Source organism: Streptomyces pallidus (ex Mingjun et al. 2026) (assembly GCF_051550185.1).
Lineage (GTDB): Bacteria > Actinomycetota > Actinomycetes > Streptomycetales > Streptomycetaceae > Streptomyces.
On record NZ_CP196181.1, the window covers coordinates 7298078 to 7317281 of the forward strand.

General features: G+C 73.8%; 15 protein-coding genes. 8 read left to right on the forward strand and 7 right to left on the reverse strand.

The genetic code is table 11. The annotated features are described in order from the left end of the window. Window positions 1-139 precede the first annotated feature (139 nt). Entirely contained in the window at window positions 140-916 is a 777-nt protein-coding gene (locus ACSHWO_RS32560) for an ABC transporter ATP-binding protein (protein ID WP_438317801.1), read from the forward strand. A gap of 54 nt (window positions 917-970) precedes the next feature. Beyond that, window positions 971-3544 carry an ABC transporter permease gene (locus ACSHWO_RS32565; RefSeq protein ID WP_438317804.1) on the forward strand — a complete coding sequence of 858 codons (2574 nt, stop codon included), beginning with the start codon at window positions 971-973 and terminating at the stop codon, window positions 3542-3544. A gap of 290 nt (window positions 3545-3834) precedes the next feature. Here ACSHWO_RS32565 and ligA read toward each other — a convergent pair whose 3' ends face one another. The 3 genes from ligA to ACSHWO_RS32580 all read right to left on the reverse strand — a co-directional run bounded on the left by ligA (window position 3835) and on the right by ACSHWO_RS32580 (window position 7689). Next, entirely contained in the window at window positions 3835-5907 is a 2073-nt protein-coding gene (ligA, locus tag ACSHWO_RS32570; RefSeq protein WP_438317807.1) for an NAD-dependent DNA ligase LigA, read from the reverse strand. A 268-nt stretch (window positions 5908-6175) separates the two neighbouring features. Further along, window positions 6176-6988, reverse strand: coding sequence for an SGNH/GDSL hydrolase family protein (locus ACSHWO_RS32575; RefSeq protein WP_438317810.1), 813 nt, complete (start codon window positions 6986-6988; stop codon window positions 6176-6178). After that, window positions 6985-7689 carry a hypothetical protein gene (locus tag ACSHWO_RS32580; protein ID WP_438317813.1) on the reverse strand — a complete coding sequence of 235 codons (705 nt, stop codon included), beginning with the start codon at window positions 7687-7689 and terminating at the stop codon, window positions 6985-6987. The genes ACSHWO_RS32575 and ACSHWO_RS32580 overlap by 4 nt, the downstream gene beginning before the upstream one ends. A 68-nt stretch (window positions 7690-7757) precedes the next feature. On the opposite strand from ACSHWO_RS32580, the gene ACSHWO_RS32585 reads away from it, so the two are divergent. Then, window positions 7758-8378, forward strand: coding sequence for a MarR family winged helix-turn-helix transcriptional regulator (locus ACSHWO_RS32585; protein WP_438317816.1), 621 nt, complete (start codon window positions 7758-7760; stop codon window positions 8376-8378). A 248-nt stretch (window positions 8379-8626) separates the two neighbouring features. Beyond that, window positions 8627-9052 (forward strand): hypothetical protein, encoded by a 426-nt coding sequence (locus ACSHWO_RS32590; RefSeq protein ID WP_361087232.1) that lies wholly within the window; start codon window positions 8627-8629, stop codon window positions 9050-9052. Window positions 9053-9363: 311 nt separating this feature from the next. Here ACSHWO_RS32590 and ACSHWO_RS32595 read toward each other — a convergent pair whose 3' ends face one another. Continuing rightward, window positions 9364-9996, reverse strand: coding sequence for a carbohydrate-binding module family 20 domain-containing protein (locus tag ACSHWO_RS32595; RefSeq protein WP_438317819.1), 633 nt, complete (start codon window positions 9994-9996; stop codon window positions 9364-9366). Window positions 9997-10287: 291 nt separating this feature from the next. On the opposite strand from ACSHWO_RS32595, the gene ACSHWO_RS32600 reads away from it, so the two are divergent. Together ACSHWO_RS32600 and ACSHWO_RS32605 are read left to right on the forward strand one after the other, a co-directional pair. After that, on the forward strand, window positions 10288-10932 hold the full coding sequence (locus tag ACSHWO_RS32600; protein WP_438317822.1) for a lipoprotein: 645 nt from the start codon (window positions 10288-10290) through the stop codon (window positions 10930-10932). A 190-nt stretch (window positions 10933-11122) separates the two neighbouring features. Next, window positions 11123-12355: an FAD-dependent oxidoreductase gene (locus ACSHWO_RS32605; protein WP_438317825.1), complete on the forward strand. Its 1233-nt coding sequence runs from the start codon at window positions 11123-11125 to the stop codon at window positions 12353-12355. Window positions 12356-12368: 13 nt separating this feature from the next. On the opposite strand, the gene ACSHWO_RS32610 is transcribed toward ACSHWO_RS32605, so the two are convergent. After that, a complete protein-coding gene (locus tag ACSHWO_RS32610) occupies window positions 12369-12731 on the reverse strand; it encodes a hypothetical protein (protein ID WP_361087244.1) in 363 nt (120 codons plus the stop codon). Between the two features lie 368 nt (window positions 12732-13099). Here ACSHWO_RS32610 and ACSHWO_RS32615 point away from each other — a divergent pair, with 368 nt between their 5' ends. Continuing rightward, window positions 13100-14344 carry a geranylgeranyl reductase family protein gene (locus ACSHWO_RS32615; RefSeq protein WP_438319323.1) on the forward strand — a complete coding sequence of 415 codons (1245 nt, stop codon included), beginning with the start codon at window positions 13100-13102 and terminating at the stop codon, window positions 14342-14344. An 86-nt stretch (window positions 14345-14430) separates the two neighbouring features. Here ACSHWO_RS32615 and ACSHWO_RS32620 read toward each other — a convergent pair whose 3' ends face one another. Beyond that, on the reverse strand, window positions 14431-15351 hold the full coding sequence (locus ACSHWO_RS32620) for an aldose 1-epimerase family protein (RefSeq protein WP_438317828.1): 921 nt from the start codon (window positions 15349-15351) through the stop codon (window positions 14431-14433). A 187-nt stretch (window positions 15352-15538) separates the two neighbouring features. Here ACSHWO_RS32620 and ACSHWO_RS32625 point away from each other — a divergent pair, with 187 nt between their 5' ends. Beyond that, the gene (locus ACSHWO_RS32625) at window positions 15539-17386 is read left to right on the forward strand and encodes a glycoside hydrolase family 15 protein (protein ID WP_438319324.1); all 1848 of its coding nucleotides are present in this window, start codon (window positions 15539-15541) and stop codon (window positions 17384-17386) included. 7 nt (window positions 17387-17393) lie between these two features. Here ACSHWO_RS32625 and ACSHWO_RS32630 read toward each other — a convergent pair whose 3' ends face one another. After that, complete coding sequence (locus ACSHWO_RS32630; RefSeq protein ID WP_438317831.1) at window positions 17394-19184, reverse strand: cation:proton antiporter; 1791 nt, start codon at window positions 19182-19184, stop codon at window positions 17394-17396. Between the last annotated feature and the right edge of the window lie 20 nt (window positions 19185-19204).

Here is a 19204-nt window from a genome sequence, read left to right on the forward strand (position 1 = left end):
ACCGCCTGCCGGTGTCCTTTCGGCAGAGGTCAACTCCCGCCTCCAGATCGATGTCCGTGCAGCTCAGGGCCGTGACGATGGATGCATCCCCGGCCCGCTGAACTCCTTGCGGGCCGTCGCACGCCGAGGCGGAGTACCCATGTCGCAGACGTTCCCTTCCCCCAGCACGCCCCGTACGGAGCCGGCCGCCCGCGCGTCCGGCCTGACCAAGACGTACGGGAAGGGGGAGACGGCGGTCACCGCCCTGGACGGCGTCAGCGTCGACTTCGCGCGCGCCAGGTTCACCGCCGTCATGGGCCCCTCCGGCTCGGGCAAGTCCACGCTGATGCACTGCATGGCCGGCCTGGACCCGGTCACCGCGGGATCGGCCCGGATCGGCGGTGTCGAGCTGTCCGCCCTGAACGACCGGCAGCTCACCCGGCTGCGGCGGGAGAAGGTCGGCTTCGTCTTCCAGGGCTTCAACCTCCTCCCCACCCTCACCGCGCTCGAGAACATCACGCTGCCCCTGCGACTGGCCGGCCGGCAGCCCGACCCCGCATGGCTCGACACCGTCGTCGCCACCGTCGGCCTCGCGGGCCGCCTCGCCCACCGGCCCACCCAGCTCTCCGGCGGCCAGCAGCAGCGCGTGGCCGTGGCCCGCGCCCTGGTCTCCCGCCCGGAGATCGTGTTCGCCGACGAGCCGACCGGCAACCTCGACTCCCGCTCCGGCGCCGAAGTCCTCGGCTTCCTGCGCGACTCCGTACGGGAACTGGGCCGGACCGTGGTGATGGTCACCCACGACCCGGTGGCCGCCTCCTACGCCGACCGCGTGGTGTTCCTCGCCGACGGCCGCCTCGTGGACGAGCTGCACGAGCCGACCTCCGGAACCGTTTTGGACCGGATGCTCGCCTTCGAAGCCCGGGGCCGCGCCGACTGACCCCCTCCTCCCTCTCCTCTCCCTCCTCCGTCCCGCATCCGTCGAAAGCCCACCATGCTGCGAACAGCCCTGCGCAACGTCCTCGCGCACAAGGCCCGCCTGACCATGACCGTCCTCGCGGTCTGCCTCGGGGTCGCGTTCATCTCCGGCTCGCTCGTCTTCGCCGACTCCACCGCCGCCGCCTACCGCGCCTCCCTCTCGAAGGACTACGCCGGCATCGCGGTCACCGTGGACCCGAAGTACCCCCCGGGCACTCCCGCGGGCGAGCGGACCACCGTCCTCGACGACGCGCTCGTGGCCCGCCTGGCCGCCGTACCCGGGGTCGCCGCGGCCCGCCCGACGGTCGACGGCTCGGTCACCCTCGCCGCCAAGGACGGCACCCCGATGCGCGCCGACGACGCCATGGGCAGACTGGCCGCCGCCCACCTCCCCGGCGCCGACGGTACGGACGGTCGCCACCCGCTGACGGCCGGCCGCGCCCCGCGCACCGACGGCGAGGTGGCCCTGGACCGCGGCACGGCGGCCGCCGGCCGGTACTCCCTGGGCGACACCGTCATCCTGGCCACCGACGGGCCCGTCCTGCGGATGCGGCTGGTCGGCATCGTCTCCACCGAGGACACCCGGGTCACCTCCGGCGGCACCCTCGCCGTGTTCGACAAGGCCACCGCCCAGCGGCTGTTCGCCACCCCCGGCCGCTACACCGGGATCGACCTGTCCGCAACGCCCGGCACCGACCCGTACGAACTGGCCCAGCGCGTCGGCGCGCTGCTGCCGGCCGACCGGGCCGAGGCGACCACCGCGACCGCGAAGGCCGGCCAGCAGCAGGTCTTCGTCGACACCAAGACCCGCAGCTACTCCCGGCTGCCCATGGTCTTCGCCGCGGTCTCGCTCTTCATCGGCTCGTTCCTCATCATCAACACCTTCACCATGCTCATCACGCGGCGCTCCCGGGAGATCGCGCTGCTCCGGGCGATCGGCGCCACCCGCCGCCAGGTCGTCGGCTCCGTGCTCGCCGAGGCCGCCCTCGTCGGGCTCGGCGCCTCCGTCCTCGGATTCCTCCTCGGGCTCGGTGTCGCCACCGCCCTGCCCGGCCTGCTCGGCACCGCGGACGACCTGCTGCCCCAGGGCCCGCTGGTCATCGGCCCGGTCCCGGTGCTGGCCTCCCTCACCGTCGGCGTCGGCGTCACGGTCCTCGCCGCATGGCTGCCGTCCCGCCGCGCGGCCGGGATCGCGCCCGTCGAGGCGATGCGCACCGCCGAACAACCGCCCTCCGCGACGCTGTCCCGGCTCCGGGGCGCGGCCGGCGCGGCCGTCCTCCTCACCGGCGCCGGCCTGCTGCTCTCGCTGAGCGACGCCGAGGACGCCTCGGACGCGAACCTGCGGACCGCCATACTCGGCTGCGGCGTCCTGGTGACCGGCCTGATCCTGCTCGCCCCGCTGCTCGCGGGACCGGTCGTCCGCCTCCTCGGCCGACTCACCGCCCGCCTCGGCGTCGCGGCCGACCTCGCGAAGGACAACGCCCTGCGGGACCCCCGCCGCACGTCCGCCACCGCCGCCGCTCTGATGATCAGCACCGCGCTGGTCTCCGGACTGGCCGTCATCGACCACTCCGCCAGCCGGGCCCTGGACTCCCAGGCAGCCGCCGGCCTGAGCGCCGACTACGTCATCAGCACCCGCAACACCACCACCGCCGTCGACCCGGCCGCCCTGCAGCGCCTCACGGCGCTCCCCGGCGTCGCGACCGTCTCGGCCGTCGCCGACTCCACCCTCTCCACCGGCGCGCTCGCCCGACCGGTCTCCGGCGTCGACCCGAAGACCGTGGGGGAGGTGATGAAGCTGCGCTTCAGCAGCGGCTCGGCCACGGACATCGGGCCCGGCCGGATCGCCGTCTCCAGCAGCTTCGCCCGCGAGAACCGGATCAGCACCGGCGGTCGGATCAACGCGAGCATCGGTCCCGGCGCGGGAGACGGGGACCGCGACCGCCCGTACACCGTCGTCGGCATCTACCAGGACAACCCGACCGCCCAGGACGTCCTCGCCTGGCGCGGCGACGTCCAGCAGAACGGCCACCTGCGCGACTCCGTCCAACGCGTCCTCCTCCGCACCGAGGGCGCCGCCGCCCCCGCCGACCTGGAGAAGCAACTGCGCGGCGCCGTCGACCGCAGCCCCCTGCTGAAGGTGCAGAGCCGGGCCCAGCTCGTCCGCGAGCAGGCCGGGGTCGCCGGCGACCTGATCACCATGGTCTACGGGCTGCTCGCCATCGGCGTGGTGATCTCCACCCTCGGCATGGTCAACACGCTCGCCATGTCGGTCGCCGAACGCACCCGGGAGATCGGCGTCCTGCGCGCCCTCGGCATGGACCGCGCCGGCATCCGCCGCATGATCCGCCTCGAATCCCTCGCGGTCGCCGCGTACGGCACCCTGCTGGGTCTGGCCGGCGGCCTGTTCGGGGCGTGGAAGGTCAGCGGCCTGGCCAACGGAGCCATCCCGCAGTACGCCTTCGCGCTCCCCTGGGGCAGGCTCGCCCTCGTCGTCGCCCTCTCCCTCGCGGTCGGCGCGGCCGCGGCCGCCCTCCCCGCCCGCCGGGCCGCCGCCCTCGGCCCCCTGCAAGCGGTCGCCCACGCCTGACACCCCGCGCACCCGCACCCGCACCCGCACCCGTATCCGTATCCGTATCCGTATCCGTATCCGACGACACAGCCCCCGGGGGCTGTGTCGTCGGGTTGCGGCTCAGCCGCCGACGCGGCTCCGGTGACCTCCGTGGGGAGGCCCTGGGCCGGGTCACACCAGGTCTCCGGCCGGCCGCCGGCGAAGGCGGTCGTGGTGCCGGTGGCGTGGCACGACTCCTTGTCTCCCTGCCGGTTCGCGTCCCCGAGGACGAGCGCACGGACAGCGGCAGCTCCGCGGTGCAGGGCTGGTCAGGTCAGGTGGTCGGCGACCAGGTCGGCGAAGGCCTCCGGGGTGAGGACCTCCACGCCCAGCTCCGCAGCCCTGACCGCCTTCGAGCTCGGCTTGCCGCTCGCGGACGGTGCCGCGACCAGGATGGACGTCTTGGAGTTGACGCTGCTGCCCGCGCGCCCGCCGGCCTTCTCGATCAGCGCGTTCATCTCGGACCGGCCGAGCCCGTCCAGGGGTCCGGCCATCTTGCCGGTGACCACGACGACCTTGCCGGCCAGCGGCCCCGGACCCTCGCCGTGCGCCGACGCCGTCGGCTCCTCCGGCTCGGTCATGTTGACCCCGGCCGCGATCAGCTTCTCGATGACCGGGGCCAGCGCCGCGACCTGCTCGACGACGACGGGGGCCTTCTCCGGGCCGATCCCCTCCACGTCCTGCATGGCGGCCGCGTCGGCCTGCCGGATCGCGTCCATGGTGCCGAAGTGGCGGGCTATGCGACGGGACATGCTGCGCCCGGTGCCGAGCACGCCCAGCGCGCAGAAGACGCGGCTGAGGGGGCGGGACCTGGCGGTCTCGATCTGCTCGGCGAGCTTCGCGCCCCGCTTGGCACTGCCGGACGCGGCGGTGAGCTGGTCGACGGTCAGGGTGAAGAGGTCGGCGACGTCGGTGACGGCGCCGCTCTCGATCAGGGACGCCACGTACGTCCTGCCGAGGCCGTCGATGTCGAGCATCTCGCGCCCGGCGGCGTACTCGATCAGCGCGGGCAGCGCGCACGAGGTCCCCTTCGCGCAACGCCACCGCTCCTGGGCCTTGTTGATCTCGCCGCCGCAGCGGGGGCAGGCGTCGGGCAGCGGCACCTCCACCGCCCCCGCCGGCCGCAGCCGGACCACGGCCGCCTGGACGCGCGGGATGATGTCGCCGGCCTTGTAGACGGTCACGGTGTCACCGAGGTGGAGGTCGCGGCGGCGGATGTCGGCGGGGTTGTGCAGGGTGGCGCGGGTGACGGTGGAGCCGTCGATCTCGACCGGGGCGAGGATCGCGGTCGGCGCGAGCACCCCGGTCCGGCCGACCTCCCACACCACGTCCTGCAGTACCGTCTGCCGCTCGACCGCGGGCAGCTTGACCGCGATCGCCCAGTACGGGAACCGCGTGCCGAAACCGGCCGACTGCTGCTCGGCGGTGTCGTCGAGCTTGACGACCACGCCGTCGATGCCGACCGGCAGCTCCGCGCGCATGCCGGCGATCTCGTAGACCCGCTGCTGCGCCTCGGCGAGGTCGGCGACGACGCGCAGCCCGGCGGGGGAGTCCGCGGTCGTCCGCACCCCGGCCGCGGCGACGGCGGCCAGGGCCTCGGCGTGCGTGCACCCGGCGGGCAGGAACGATTCGCCGTCCAGCTCCACCACACCGTACGCCCAGAACGTCATGCGGAGCCGGTACGGGCGGTCCTTCGCCCGCAGCGTGCCCGCCGCACCGTTGCGGGGGTTGGCGAAGACCTGCGCACCGTGGGCCGTACGGACCTCGTTCGCCGTCTCGAACTGCTCCTGGGTGAAGGCCACCTCCCCGCGGACCTCCACGGTGGCCGCCCCGGCCAGCCGCTCGGGGAGCCCGTCGATCTGGCCGATGACGTGGCTGACGTCCTCGCCGTGGCTGCCGTCGCCGCGGGTGATGATCTGGACGAGGCGGCCCGCACGGTACCGGGCGGCCACGGCCGCCCCGTCGATCTTCGGCTCGACGGTGAACCCGCCTTCCGGTGCGCGGCCCAGCCGGCGTTGGACGGAAGCCCCCCAGGCCACCAGGCCCTTGGCGTCGAAGACGTTGTCCAGGCTCAGCAGCCGGGTGGTGTGCGCGACGTCGCCGGCCGGAGCCGCGCCGTCGGCGACAAGGCCGGTCGGGGAGTCCGCGGAGACCTCGGTCGGGTTCTCCCCCTCCCAGGCCAGGACGGCCAGCCGCAGCCGGTCGTACGAGGCGTCGTCCAGAGCGCTGTCGCCGTCCCCGTAGTACGCCTGCGAGGCCTCGCGCAGGCGCTGGAGCGCGGCCTCGTACTCGGTGCGGTCGGACATGCGGAACTGCGCCTCAACGGCGGTGGAAGTCGTCATGGGAAGATCCTCTCGCGGGGGTCTGACAGTGAGGCCCCCGGCCGGCCCGGCGCGCGCGGTGAAGCGGTCCGACCGACGACGCGCCGGCGCGGTCGGGGTCGCGCCCGAGCAGCCCGCCTGCGCCCCGAGCACCTCCGCGACGGGTGGCCCCGGCGCAGGCGGGCGGCGCGGTTCCCTGCTGCCGTGGGGTTGCACCGCCCGGGCCTGGTTCGCCCTACCGGAAGGACGGTTGGGTCGCGGCCCCGGCCCCGGCCTGTCGGTGGTTATTTCACGCGGTCAGCGTGTCGAGCAGGGCGGCCGTCACGGCTCGCTGGCCGGCGGGGGTGAGGTGGACGCCGTCGGCGTCGAGGTGGCCGCGGGCCGCGGGCCGCGTGTCGACCACGGGCTCCGGCCGGGCGAGGAGGTCTTCGGCGAGGGCGTCGAGGTCCTCGCCCGACCAGCTGAGGCCGGCCCGCCGGAAGTGCACGTACCGCGCCACCCGTTCCTCGTCCACCCCGGCCGGGGTGAGCCAGACCCAGCGGGCTCCGGTCCGCCGGACCGCGAGGTCGCGCAGCGCCGTCAGGTTGCGGCGGGTCTCCGACGCGGTGACGAGCGGGACCCCGTCGAGCCGCTGGACGTCGTTCCCGCCCAGCATGCACAACACCCAGTCCGGCTTCCCGGACCTCAGCATCGGCATGCCGGCCAGGGCCTGGGTGGTCGTGCTGCCGGACACGGCGAGGTTGGTGCACCGGACGTCGTCGGGCAGCAGGTGCCGCAGGATCTCGAACCAGGACAGCCGGTCGGCGGTCGTGCTCTCCCCGACGGCGACCACGTGCTGCCCCGGCCGGAACGGCAACCGGTCCGCCGGGCCGGTTGCCCCGCCCGGGCCGGCCACGGCGTCCGCCCCGGCCGCCGTGGCCGCGAGCTCGGCGGCGGCCTTGCGGTTCCGCTCCTCGAAGCCGCTGAGCCGCGCGCGGTAGTCGGCCGGGTCGAGCCCGAAGAGGGCCGCGAGCGTGCCGTCGCCCGGAGGGGCCCCCAGGTGGCGGAGGGTCTTCTCCGGTTGGTGGAAGCGCAGTCGGCGCTCCGTCTCGTCGGCGGTCACGCTCGTCCCTCCGTACGGGTGCGGTGGCGGGGCAGCAGGAACCCGGCGGCGATCAGCCAGCCGAGGCCGGTGAAGCGGGCCAGTGGGAGCAGCAGGGCCGCACCCTCGAACAGCAGGGTGAGCGTGGCCAGTTCGGCGACCGCGGCGATGGCCAGGCCGGCGATGGCCAGCCCGCGGGGCAGGAGCCGCGCGAGCAGGCCGGGCACGGCGATGCCGGCGATGAGCAGCCCGAGCAGGACGACGTGGCCCGGGCCGCCGAAGCCGAAGGCCAGGTACTGCAGGGCCCGCACCGGTTCGGGCCGGTCGGCCACGGCGGGTTGGGACAGCACCCAGGTCACCAGACCGGAGCAGGCCAGGAACGCCGAGGCGAGGATCCCGCCGGCGAGGGCGATGGTGGCGCCGGGCGCGCGGATACCGAGCTTGTGCAGCCGCGCCGACACGGTTGCGGCGTAGATGGCGAGCGGCACCGATGCGGCGAACTGCAGGGCGCCCGACACGCGCGTCGCGTCGGTGTGGTCGCGGAAGTACGTGGTGGTGTCGTCGGCGGCGCCGAACGGCGAGGGGAAGGGCTGCCCGTCGGCCAGCACGGTGCTGAGGGCGAGTCCTGCGAGGAAGAGGGCGGTGACGACGACGGCGAGGACGCCTGGCGGCGGTCCGGCCTGGGCGTCACGAGGACGGGTACGCGTCTGGGTCGCTTGCACGGAGAATCAGTTCCTTCGAATGAATCGTTCACCAAGCTGAATCATTGCGCATGGCTTACGATAAGCCCGTGAGCAGCGCCCGGCAACCAGAGCAGTCAGAGCAGGCGGAACGGCCGGAGCAGGCGGAGGGCCCGCAGGGGCCGGGCCCGCGGCCCGCTTCCGGCGACCGCCATGCCTCCGACCTCGGCCACGGCCCGGGGCCCCGCGGGGCGGCTTTCCTGCTCGCCCAGATCGGCGCCCACGCGGCCGGGCGTTTCGCGGACCGCATCAGGCATCTCGGCCTCACCCCGGCCGACGTGGGCCTGCTCCGCATGATCGCCGGGCAGCCGGGGCGCAGTCAGCGCGCCCTCGCGGAGGACCTGGGCGTCGTGCCGAGCCGGGTCGTGGCCCTCATCGACGGCTTGGAGGGCAAGGGCCTCGTCGAGCGGCGGCGCAGCCCCGAGGACCGCCGCAACCACGAACTGCACCTCGGCCCCGAAGGCCGGCGTGCCCTCGGTTCCGTCTCCCGCGCGGCCGCCGCCCATGAGGACGCCCTGCTCGCCGGCCTCGACCCCGAGCAGCGGTCACAGCTGCACGCGCTCCTGGAACTCGTCGCCGTCCAGCAGGAGTTGACCCCGGGCGTGCACCCCGGCTACCGGACGCTCCCCACCCCGTCCCGGAGCCGGTCGGGCACAGGCCGCTCGGGCTGACCCGCTGCGTCGACCAGCTGCTCCACCGCGCACGGCTCCGCACCGACGACGCGGGCGGCCTGTGCCTCACGGGCCCCCGGCGAGGGCGCGCGGATGTTTACCGGGGTCGGCTGATGGAGTCAAGCCACGTGTTCCAGTGGCGTGACGCCCCTCCGCTCACAGGGTTTATTTGAAGTACGCCCTCACCGGGAACTCCGGAAAGGAGGGCGAATGATAAAAACCCTTTCTGTACCGAGTGGAGAATCATCATGTTCGAGCGTTCTTGGACCCGTCGTATTGTTCTGGCCGGCGCTTCCGCGGCCCTCCTCGGCGGCGGCATCGCACTGCCCGCCACCGCCATGGCCGCCCCGGTCGCCGCCCCACAGCACGCCGTTTCCCTCCTCCCGAACGACAGCGCGGACGGCATCGGCACCAGCGGTGATGCGGACGCCAGCAATACGACGGTCGGCGGCGAGGCCAGCACCGGTGCCGCCAACTCCGGTGTGAACAACTGTGACGGCGGCTGCGACATCCGCACCGGCAACGCCCAGAGCGGTAACGCGAGCGCCGACGCCATCAACCAGGGCGACTCGACCGCGGTGACCGGCGACGCCACGGGCACGGGTGGCACGGTGACGAAGCAGCTGATCAAGAAGGAGCTGAAGGAACAGCTGAAGGCGAAGCTCGGCAAGTGAGGCAACCGGCCCCCGGCCGCCCTGCCCTCACCCCCCAGCCCCCGGGACACCGTCCCGGGGGCTGCTCGACGTCGCGGGCGCCGAATTCCGAATTCCGCACCTCCCGGAAATCGCGCCGGTGTTTCACCGAGAACGCCCGGGCGCCGGAATTCCCTACACGTGACGGCCGCGGTCAACGCGTCCACGTGAATGGATGCTGTCGGCGCCGGCGGCGCCGCCTGTCCCGGCTATTCGCGAAAGCCGATGACGTCCGGGTGCGACGGTGCTCCCGCATCCGCACCGAGAAAGGCGGCGAAGTCCCATGGGCCCGCTCAGCAGTGGTTGACGGCCACCGGACGGTTCTCGTACGGGCCGTAGCCCGCGAACGTGGCGGTCGCGGCGGCGGCCACCTGGCGGCAGGTCGAGATGCTGCCGTCCCGGTAGATCACCTGGAGACCGTACGTGCTGCCGCAGCCGTTGAAGACGGGGGTGTAGCGCCAGGTCTCGGACCAGGTGATGCACGTGGGGGCGATCCCGGAGGCCGGTATGCCGACGGTGGCGCGGAAGGCGTCGCGAGTGGTGACGGGGGCGCCGCCGGTGCGGGGCTGCATGTAGCGGTTCGCGCCGTCCTCCCAGGTGACCGTCCCGTCGGTCTTCTTCACCAGGTACTTGTACTCGACGGGCGCGTCGGTCGGCACGACGGCCTCGGCGTCCCACCGGGGGTAGCCGTGGGCGTCGAGCGGTACGGCGCGTGCCGGATCCCACGAGCCCAGCGCCGGAACGCTGCCGACCGCGAAGACCTGTTCGCCCCACTGGGTGGTGGCCGTGACCTGGAACCGGATCGGTGCACTCGCCCGGGTGTCCGCGTGGGCCGCGGTGGCGGACGGCGCGGCGGCCCAGGACAGGAGCGCGGCGGCCAGCGCCGCCGCGGTGACGCCGATGCGAATGCTGTGCGGTCTCTGCACGGGAAACGGTCCCTTCGTGGGAGGAGGAGAGCAGGAGGGGAGGAGGGGCGGATCGGGAACGGGCGCAGCCTATCGACCTCTGCAATTTCTTGCAGCAACTTGCAGAAAATCTGCGGGGGTTGTCGAGTGCCGCCCGAGCGGCCGTGGCGGGAAAGATGCAGGTCCGGGCGCGTCGCCTGGTACGTTGACGGCTCTTTGTCGTTCACGCGGTTGCGGGCGGGGGAGTACGGGGCGATGCGGCGCGGGCTGGTTCGGGCGGCCACGGGAGTCGTCGGGGCGGGGATCCTGGCGGTGGGAGCGACGGCCTGCGGGACGTCCACGACGGGCAGGACCCCGGACGGAGGGGAAGCACAGCCCGCGAAGGGCGCCGCCACCGCCGCCCCGCCGAGCCCCGCCGCGAGCAAGGGCGGCGGCACCGGCGTCAGGGCCGCCGGATCCGTCGGCGGCGCAGGGACCCCGTGCCTGCTGCCCGTCACGTTCGACCTCGCCAAGGACTGGAAGCCGAAGGCCGTCACGCACGCCGAGGCCGACCAGTTCGCTTCGCTGTTCAAGCAGGGCGGGACGACCCTGGCCTGCGAGATCGACGCCAAGCCCGCCGGGAACCTCGGCTTCCTGCGCGTCTGGATCGCCGACGCACCCGCTGCGCCCGGCGACGCCCGCACGGTGCTGGAGGCCTTCATGGCCGGCGAGAAGACCACGGGCGCGCCCGCCTACACCGAACTGCGGGCCGGTACGGGCGGCGCCGCGCTGCCTGCGGTCGAGGCCGCCTACGAGGCGGCTCCCCTCGACGAGGCCAAGAAGGAGAGGGCCTTCGCCGTCGTCACCCCGGGCGGTGCGGCCGTGGTCGTCCACCTGGGCGGGGTCGACAGCGGCGAGCACGAGGCGATGCTGCCCGCCTACCGGTTGGCCCAACAGTCACTCGGGCCGAGCGAATAGGGCAGCCGCCCCCCAGGGGAACCACCTCCCGGAACGCCGCCGGCTGTCGGCGCTGCCGCTCGACTGGTTCGCGGCCGTGCGTTCGTCCTGTGGCGGCTGGCGCGCCGGAGGGAGTTGCCCTCGCCGCCGTGCCCGGTGAGGTATACGTCCTCCTCGGGCGTACCCGTCGCCCGCGAAGGGAGTGGTTGCCGTGGAGCGAACGACCTGTTGCGTGGTGGGAGGCGGCCCCGCCGGCATGGTGCTGGCCCTGCTGCTGGCCCGGGCCGGGGTCGAGGTGACGGTGCTGGAGAAGCACGGCGACTTCCTGCGGGACTTCCGCGGCGACACCGTCCACCCCTCGTCGCTCGCACTGCTGGACGACATCGGCCTCGCCGAACGGTTCGCCCGGCTCCCGCAGCGCCGCGTCAGCTCGGTACGCCTGCCCATCGGGCCGGACGGGGCCCTCGTCACCGTCGGGAACCTCGGGGCGCTGCACGGCAAGTACAACTACATCGCGATGGTGCCCCAGTGGGACCTGCTCGACCTCCTCGCCGACGAGGCCCGCCGCGAACCGACCTTCCGGCTGCGCATGAACACCGGGGCGACGTCCTTCCTCGTCGAGCGCGGACGGGTGAACGGCGTGCGCTACCGCACCGCGGACGGCGACACCGGCGAACTCAGGGCCACCCTCACCGTCGCCTGCGACGGCCGCGGATCGCTCGCCAGGACCCTGCCCGAACTCGGCCTGGAAGGCTTCCCGTGCCCCATGGACGCCTGGTGGTTCCGGCTGCCGCGCCGTGGGGACGACCCCACCGGGCTCGTGGGGGGTGCGGGGAACGGGTTCTTCACCGCCCTCATCGACCGCGGCGAGTACTGGCAGTGCGCGGGCCTCATCCCGAAGGGTGCCGACGCCGCGCTGCGCGCCGAAGGCCTGGAGTCCTTCCGGGCCCGGTTCGCGGGGGCCGTGCCCTGGCTCGCGGACCGGGTCGACAGCCTCACCTCCTGGGAGGACGTGAAGCTGCTCGACGTACGCCTCGACCGGCTGCGCCGCTGGCACCGGCCGGGGCTGCTGTGCCTCGGGGACGCCGCCCACGCGATGTCCCCGGTCTTCGGCATCGGCATCAACCTCGCCGTGCAGGACGCGGTGGCCGCGGCCCGGTACCTCGTGGGACCGCTGCGCGAGGGCACCGTGGGCCTGCGGGACGTGCGCCGGGTCCAGCACCGCCGCTGGCCCACCACCGTGGCCACGCAGGGCTTGCAGCGGCTCGCCCATGCCCAGGTCATCGAGCCGCTGCTGGCCGGCCGCCCCGCGTTCGGCGATCCGCAGCGCGTGAAGCGGCTGACGGAGCTGGTCACCGAGTCGCGCTGGCTGAACCGGGTCCCCGCCTATCTCGTCGCCTACGGTGCCCTGCGCGAGCGGCCCCCGCGGGAGTCGCTGCGCTGAACGGGCCCGCGGGTCAGGAGGTGCGCTTCAGGGTCCACGTGTTGGCGTTGAAGCTGGGCACCGCCGAGTAGCGGCAGCCGGCCGAGTAGTAGCTGCTGACGATGGTCCAGCCGGAGGGCGGCCAGGTCGAGGCGCAGGCGTTGACCTGGGTGCCGACCGGGTACCCGTTCAGGTCCATGATCTGCTTCATGTTGGGGTTGAAGCCGGAGCCGCAGCCGGCGCTGTTCCACCACTGGACGTCCACCCAGCCGCTCGGCGTGAGCGCGTTGGCGCACATGTTCTGGGTGGTGCCCGGCGCCGCGCTGGCGGGGGTCGCGGCGATCGCGAGGGCGGTGAACGCCATGGTGGCGAGGGCGGCGAAGCGGGTGCGGATCACGGGTCTTCCTTTCGGGCGCACTGGAGGCGCCGTCGACCGTCGACGGGCGGTGCCCAGGCTGCCGCCCCATTGCTATCCGATCAGGACCGGCCACAGACAGTCGTATTCTGGGCACAACAGTGCGATCGTTTACAGCCGTTGTAGACCCTTCCGACGCAGGTCAGGCCCGCGATCGCCGCGCCGGCCGGGCCCGTACCGTGCCCGCCGCGGCCGGCCGCCGACGTCTTCGGCCCTGCCGGACCCCATCGCCGGGCCCGGACCGGCATAGTGGTGCGGTGACCAGCGAACGCGACGACACAAGCGGCGGCCCCACCACCGACGGCACCTCCCCGCAACCGGACGGGGCCGGTGACGAAGAAGCACAGGTCATCGTCGTCGGGGCCGGCCCGGCCGGATCCGCTGCCGCCGCGCACCTGGCCCGCGCCGGCGTGGACGTACTCCTGCTGGAGAAGAGCGGCTTCCCCCGCGAGAAGGTGTGCGGTGACGGGCTGACCCCGCGGGCCGTACGCCAGTTGGTACGGATGGGCGTCGACATCGGGGCCCCGGGCTGGATGCGCAACAAGGGCATGCGCTGGGTGTGCGAGGGCCGCGAGGTGGAACTGGACTGGCCGCGCCTGGGCAGCCACCCCGACTTCGGGCTCACGCGCAGCCGCCACGACTTCGACGATCTCCTCGCCGCCCACGCCCGCGCCGCCGGAGCCCGCCTGCGGACGCGTGTGAAGGTGACGGCCCCGCTGTGCGACCGGGCGGGCCGCGTCATCGGTGTCGCCGCCTCCCACGGACCGGGCGGCGACCCCGTGCACTATCGGGCCCCGTTGGTCGTCGCCGCCGACGGCGCCTCCGCGCGCACCGCACTCGCCCTCGGGCTGGAACGGGACACGGCCCTGCCGGTCGCGAAGGCCGCCCGCCGCTACTACCGCAGCGAGGCCCGCACCCACGACCCGTACCTGGAACTCTGGGCCGACCTGCGCTTCCCCGGCACCGGACTGGACCTGCCCGGCTACGGCTGGGTGTTCCCGCTCGGCGACGGGCGCATCAACGTCGGCCTCGGCGCCCTACCGCGCCGGGGGCGCCGGCCCGTGGACCTCCGGGCCGCCCTGGAGCACTGGCTGCCGCGCCTGCCCGCCCACTGGGGGGTGAACGAGGACAGCGCCGACTCGCCGCTGCGCAGCGCCCCCCTGCCCATGGGCCTCAACCGGCGCCCGCAGTACCGGCGCGGCCTGCTGCTGGTCGGCGACAGCGCCGGCATGGTCAGCCCCTGGAGCGGCGAGGGCATCGCCCAGGCGCTGGAGGCGGGTGAGGTGGCCGCGGAGACCATCGCCCTGGCGCTGGCCCGGCCGACCGGGGCACGCCGGGAACACGCGCTCCAGCAGTACCCGGCCGAGATCCGCCGCCGCTGGGGCCGCTACTACCGCCTCGGCACCCTCGCCGGCGACCTCGTCCTCGCCCGCTACGGCTACCGGCCGCTGCTCCACCCGCGCGTCATGGCCTCGCCGCCGCTGGTGCGCGCCCTGGCCCGCCTGCTCACCCACGTCGCCGACGAACCCGCCCAGGACGGCATCGACGCCGTCGTCCACGCGATCCTGCGCGCCGTCCCCACTCCCCGGCGCTGAGACGCCCGGGCCCTGCGCCCGGCCCCGGCCCCGGCCCCGGTCCTGGCCCCGGCCCCGGTCCCGGTCCCGCGCAGGGTTCTACGGCATCATCCGCCCCACGGCGTGATGCCCCAGCGCATCGTGTGGTGGCCACCCGGTTCCAGGGCCACCACCGAGGTCCCGCTCGTGAACGCGTCGGGCGGGCACGACATCGGCTCGACGGCGACCGCGCGCCGCCGCTGCCCTCGCGGCAGCGTGTCGCCGGTGTACACCTGCAGGTACTCCGTGCCCTCGCCGAGCCACAGGTCCGTGCCGTACTCCCCGGACGGGTGGGCGAGCCGGACCACCGCCCGCCCCTGCCCGTCCCGTTGGAGCGACCCGAACGGCGTGTCCAGCACCAGGCCGCCGATGGGCCGCGCCGTACGGAAGTCGTAGGGGGTGCCGGACACCGGCTCCTCCGCCACCGGAAGGCCCGCCCCGTCGGTACGCAGCCGGGTCCCTGCCGGGACGGTCAGCAGCACCTCGTCCACCGTCGCCGTCCCGACCGTCAGGTACGGGTGCTGGCCGATGCCGTACGGGGCGACCTCCCGGCCGCGGTTCCAGGCGGTCACCTCCACCTCCAGGCCGGCGTCCCCCAGGGCGTACGCCGCCCGGACCCGCAGGTGGAACGGGTAGCCCGGCTGCGGCCACACGTCGGCCTCGAACGCGGCCCGCCGCCCGTCCGACCCGGTCGCCCGCCACGAGGTCCAGCGCAGCAGCCCGTGGATCGCGTTCCCGTGCTCGGGCTCGCTCAGGGGCAGTTGCAGGTCCTCCCCGCGCCACCGGTAGCGGCCGCCGCCGACCCGGTTGGGCCACGGCACGAGGATCTGGCCGCGCCCGGCCGTGATCGGCTCGTCGGCGCCGAAGCCGTCGAGCAGGGGGCGGCCGGCCACGGCGTACGACCGCAGCGCCGCCCCGAGCTCCACCACCTCCGCGACGTGGTCGTGGTGGCGCAGTGTCGTCCGGTGTCCGGACGGGCTCTCGTACACGGGTCGAGACTGGGAGCAGCCGGGCAGCGGCGCAAGGGGGACACGTGGCCTCGCCCGGAAACGCCCGCGCGCGCAACCCGATGGGCGGACCCGCTGCAGCTCCCCGCCGGGCACCCCGGCCGCCCCCGGCTTAGGCTGGTCGCAGGAGCGGATCCGGGTGACGGCGCATGCCGGAAGGGACGCCCTGATGGAGAAGTACCCGTTGATCGAGGACCACGGCCTGATAGGCGACCTGCAGACAGCGGCCCTGGTGACCGCCGACGGATCGGTCGACTGGTTCTGCTGTCCCCGCTTCGACTCGCCCAGCGTCTTCGGGGCCCTGCTCGACAAGGGCGGGGGCGGGCACTGCACGGTCCGGCCGGTCCACACCACGTACGCGACCAAGCAGTTGTACCTGCCCGACACGGCGGTCCTGGTGACCCGCTTCATGACCGGGGCCGGCACCGGTGAGGTCGTCGACTTCATGCCGTTGACCGGGACCACGGTCACCGACCGCCACCGTCTGGTCCGCATGGTCCGCTGCGTGCGCGGCAGCATGACCTTCGAGGTCGACATCGCGCCCCGCTTCGACTACGGCCGCAAGTCGCACGAACTGCACGTCACGGAGAACGGGGCCGTGTTCGCCTCGGAGGACCTCGCCCTGACCGTGCACACGCTGCGCGAGCCGGACGACGAGCGGCTCGTGCACTCCCTCACCGGTGACCACGACCTGCACCTCACACTGAGCCTGCAGGCGGGCCAGCAGCGCGGCCTGGTCCTGGAATCCGCCGCCGACGGACCGCCCCGGCAGATCCGTCTCGACGAGTACGAGCGGCTGTTCCACGACACCATCCGCTTCTGGCGGTCCTGGCTGGCCGCCTCGCGCTACACCGGGCGCTGGCGGGAGGCCGTGGAGCGCTCCGCCGTGACCCTGAAGCTCATGACCTACGCCCCCAGCGGCGCGGTCGTGGCCGCCCCCACCGCGGGTCTGCCCGAGCAACTGGGCGGCGAGCGCAACTGGGACTACCGTTTCACGTGGATCCGGGACGCCTCCTTCTCCGTGTACGCCCTGCTGGGCATGGGGTTCACGGAGGAGGCCAAGGCGTTCATCGGCTGGCTCGACGACCGGATCAAGGAACGGGCCGGCGGCGAGGGGGACTCCGGACCGCTGAACATCATGTACAAGGTCGACGGCTCCTCCGACCTGATGGAGGAGAGCCTGGAACACTGGGAGGGCTACGAGCGGTCCGCCCCCGTACGCATCGGGAACGGCGCCGCCACCCAGATCCAGATGGACATCTACGGCGAGGCGATGGACAGCATCTCCTTCGCCCACGGCCACGGCATCCGCCTCGGCCACCGGGGCTGGACCGGACTGCTGCGCGCCCTGGACTGGCTGGCCGACCACTGGGACCAGGCGGGCGAGGGCCTGTGGGAGACCCGCGGCGGCCGCCAGCACTTCACCTACGGCCGGGTGATGTCCTGGGTGGCGTTCGACCGCGCGCTGCGGCTCGCGCAGGCCACCGGTCGCCCGTCCGAGGCCCAGCGCTGGAGCAGCACGCGGGACGCGGTCTACGAGCAGGTCATGGCGCACGGGTGGAACGAGGAACGCGGGGCCTTCGTCCAGCACTACGGCAGCGACGTGCTCGACTCGTCGCTGCTGCGCATGCCGACGGTCGGCTTCATCACCCCGGAGGACCCGATGTGGACCTCCACCCTGGACGCGATGGAGAACGAGCTGGTCACCGACAGCCTGGTGTACCGGTACAACCCCGAGGCGTCGCCCGACGGGCTGCGCGGCTCCGAGGGCACCTTCTCGCTGTGCACCTTCATGTACGTCGACGCCCTCGCGCGCGCCGGGCGGATCGACCAGGCCCGGCTCGTGCTCGAGAAGATGCTGGGATACGCCAACCACCTGGGCCTGTACTCGGAGGAGATCGACCTCACCGGACGCCAACTGGGCAACTTCCCACAGGCGTTCACCCACCTGGCCTTCATCGACGCCGCGATCACCCTCGACGCGGCTCTGAACCGGGCCCCGCGACAAGGGCGGTGACGGCGGGTCAGCGAAGCTCGCCGCCGGCTCCGGCCGGTCCTCCCGGGGGCGTCGGCACGGGCCCGAGGAGTACCAGCACGTCGCCCTCGGCCGGGTCGGCCGGACGGCCCCCGGTGACCGGCTCCAGCAGCCCGTCCCGCCGCACCACGAACAGGGTCTCGCAGCCGGCCGGACGCGGTGCGGAGGCCGGCTGCACCAGGAAGCGGGCCCCGCGCGCATGGTGCTCCGCGAGCACGCTGCGGACCACGGCCGGGCCGAAGAGGACGGCGCCGCCCGTGTACGGGGCCACGACCGCGCCGCTGTCGGGCGGTGGGCCGACCCGGTAGACCGGCCCCTCGACGCTGTCCTGGACCACGACCGAGGCGAGGGCGTTGAAGTCGTCGTCGTCCGTGCAGAGGAACACCGCCGTCACCCCCTCCAGGCGGGCCCCCGGGTCGGCCGCGGCGGCCAGGAGCTCGCCCGGGGCCAGTTCGATGCCCGCCCCCTCGATGCGCTGCCGTTCCGGCGCGAGCCCCGCCCACATCAGCACGTCCAGGCCGGCCGTGCGCAGCGCCCGCGCCAGGTCGACCACCCAGGGCGCGCCGCCGACCAGCAGCGGGCGGGTCCGGGAGGGGCGGACGACGCCCAGCGCGGCGGCCGCGGGCCGGGCCGTGAGCGCGTACACCAGGACGGTTCCGACGATCACCAGGAAGGTGATGGGCAGGATCTCGTCCGCGCCGGACAGCCCGTCGTGTACGAGGGTGGCCGAGAACGTCGTGGCGGTGGATGCGGCGACGATGCCGCGCGGCGCCATCCAGCCGATGAACGCCCGCTCCCCGGAACCGAGCTGCGTGCGGACCGTCGCCAGGAACGCCACCAGCGGGCGCACCACGAGGACGAGCCCGGCGACGAGGACCAGCGAGGGCAGTAGCACCGGCGCCACGGCCTTCGGCGCGACCGTGGACGAGATGGAGATGAACAGCAGGCCGATGACCAGCTGGACGACGGTCTCGAAGAAGGGCCGCCTGGCCGGCATGTCGAACCCGGGCAGGTTGGCGGCCGCCATGCCCATGATGATGGCGGCGATGAGCCCGGTGTCGTCGAGGAGCATGTCGCAGCCCGCGGACACCGCGACGACCGCCGCCAGCTGTGCGAGCGTCCCCAGCGCCCCGCCGAGCCGCAGCCGCTGCAGGGTCAGCCACAGCAGTACGACCCCGGCCGCGCCGCCGGCCAGGCCGACGGCGAAGCTCCCGAAGAGCATGCCGAAGCGGAATCCCTGCCCGGCCTGGAAGCGGACGATGACGTGGAAGGCGACGGCACCGAGGATGCCGCCGATCGGGTCGATCAGGGATCCTTCCCAGACCAGGATCCTCCGCACCCGGTCGGTGGGCCGGACGTGGTCGAGCAGTGGGCCCACGACGGTCGGTCCGGACACGACGAGGATCACGCCGAGCATCACCGCCACCGCGAGCGGAACGTCGAACAGGACCACGACCAGCCCCAGGCAGGCCGCCCAGGTGATCAGGACCCCCGGCACGATCAGCCGGATCACCACGGTCCGCGGCTCGCCGCCCAGTTGGTGCCGGTGCAGCCCGAGCCCGGCGTCGTACAGGATGACCGCGACGGCCAGGGACACCAGCGGGTTGAAGTCGGGCGCCAGCTGGTCGGGATGGATGACGTCGGTCAGGGCCCCGGCGGTGAAGCCGACCGGCAGCAGCACGATCAGCGAGGGGACGTGCAGCCGGCTCGCCAGGATCTGGGAGCCCACGGCGAGCACGACGGTCAGGGCGGTGCCGAGCAGGATCTGCTGTTCGCTCACGGCCCTCCCGTCCCCCTCGC

Excerpts from the sequence above, each read along its gene's own strand:
- ACSHWO_RS32560 (WP_438317801.1), top strand. The coding sequence starts at position 140 with ATGTCGCAGACGTTCCCTTCCCCCAGCACGCCCCGTACGGAGCCGGCC.
- ACSHWO_RS32565 (WP_438317804.1), top strand. The coding sequence starts at position 971 with ATGCTGCGAACAGCCCTGCGCAACGTCCTCGCGCACAAGGCCCGCCTG.
- ligA (WP_438317807.1), bottom strand. The coding sequence starts at position 5,907 with ATGACGACTTCCACCGCCGTTGAGGCGCAGTTCCGCATGTCCGACCGC.
- ACSHWO_RS32590 (WP_361087232.1), top strand. The coding sequence starts at position 8,627 with ATGTTCGAGCGTTCTTGGACCCGTCGTATTGTTCTGGCCGGCGCTTCC.
- ACSHWO_RS32625 (WP_438319324.1), top strand. The coding sequence starts at position 15,539 with ATGGAGAAGTACCCGTTGATCGAGGACCACGGCCTGATAGGCGACCTG.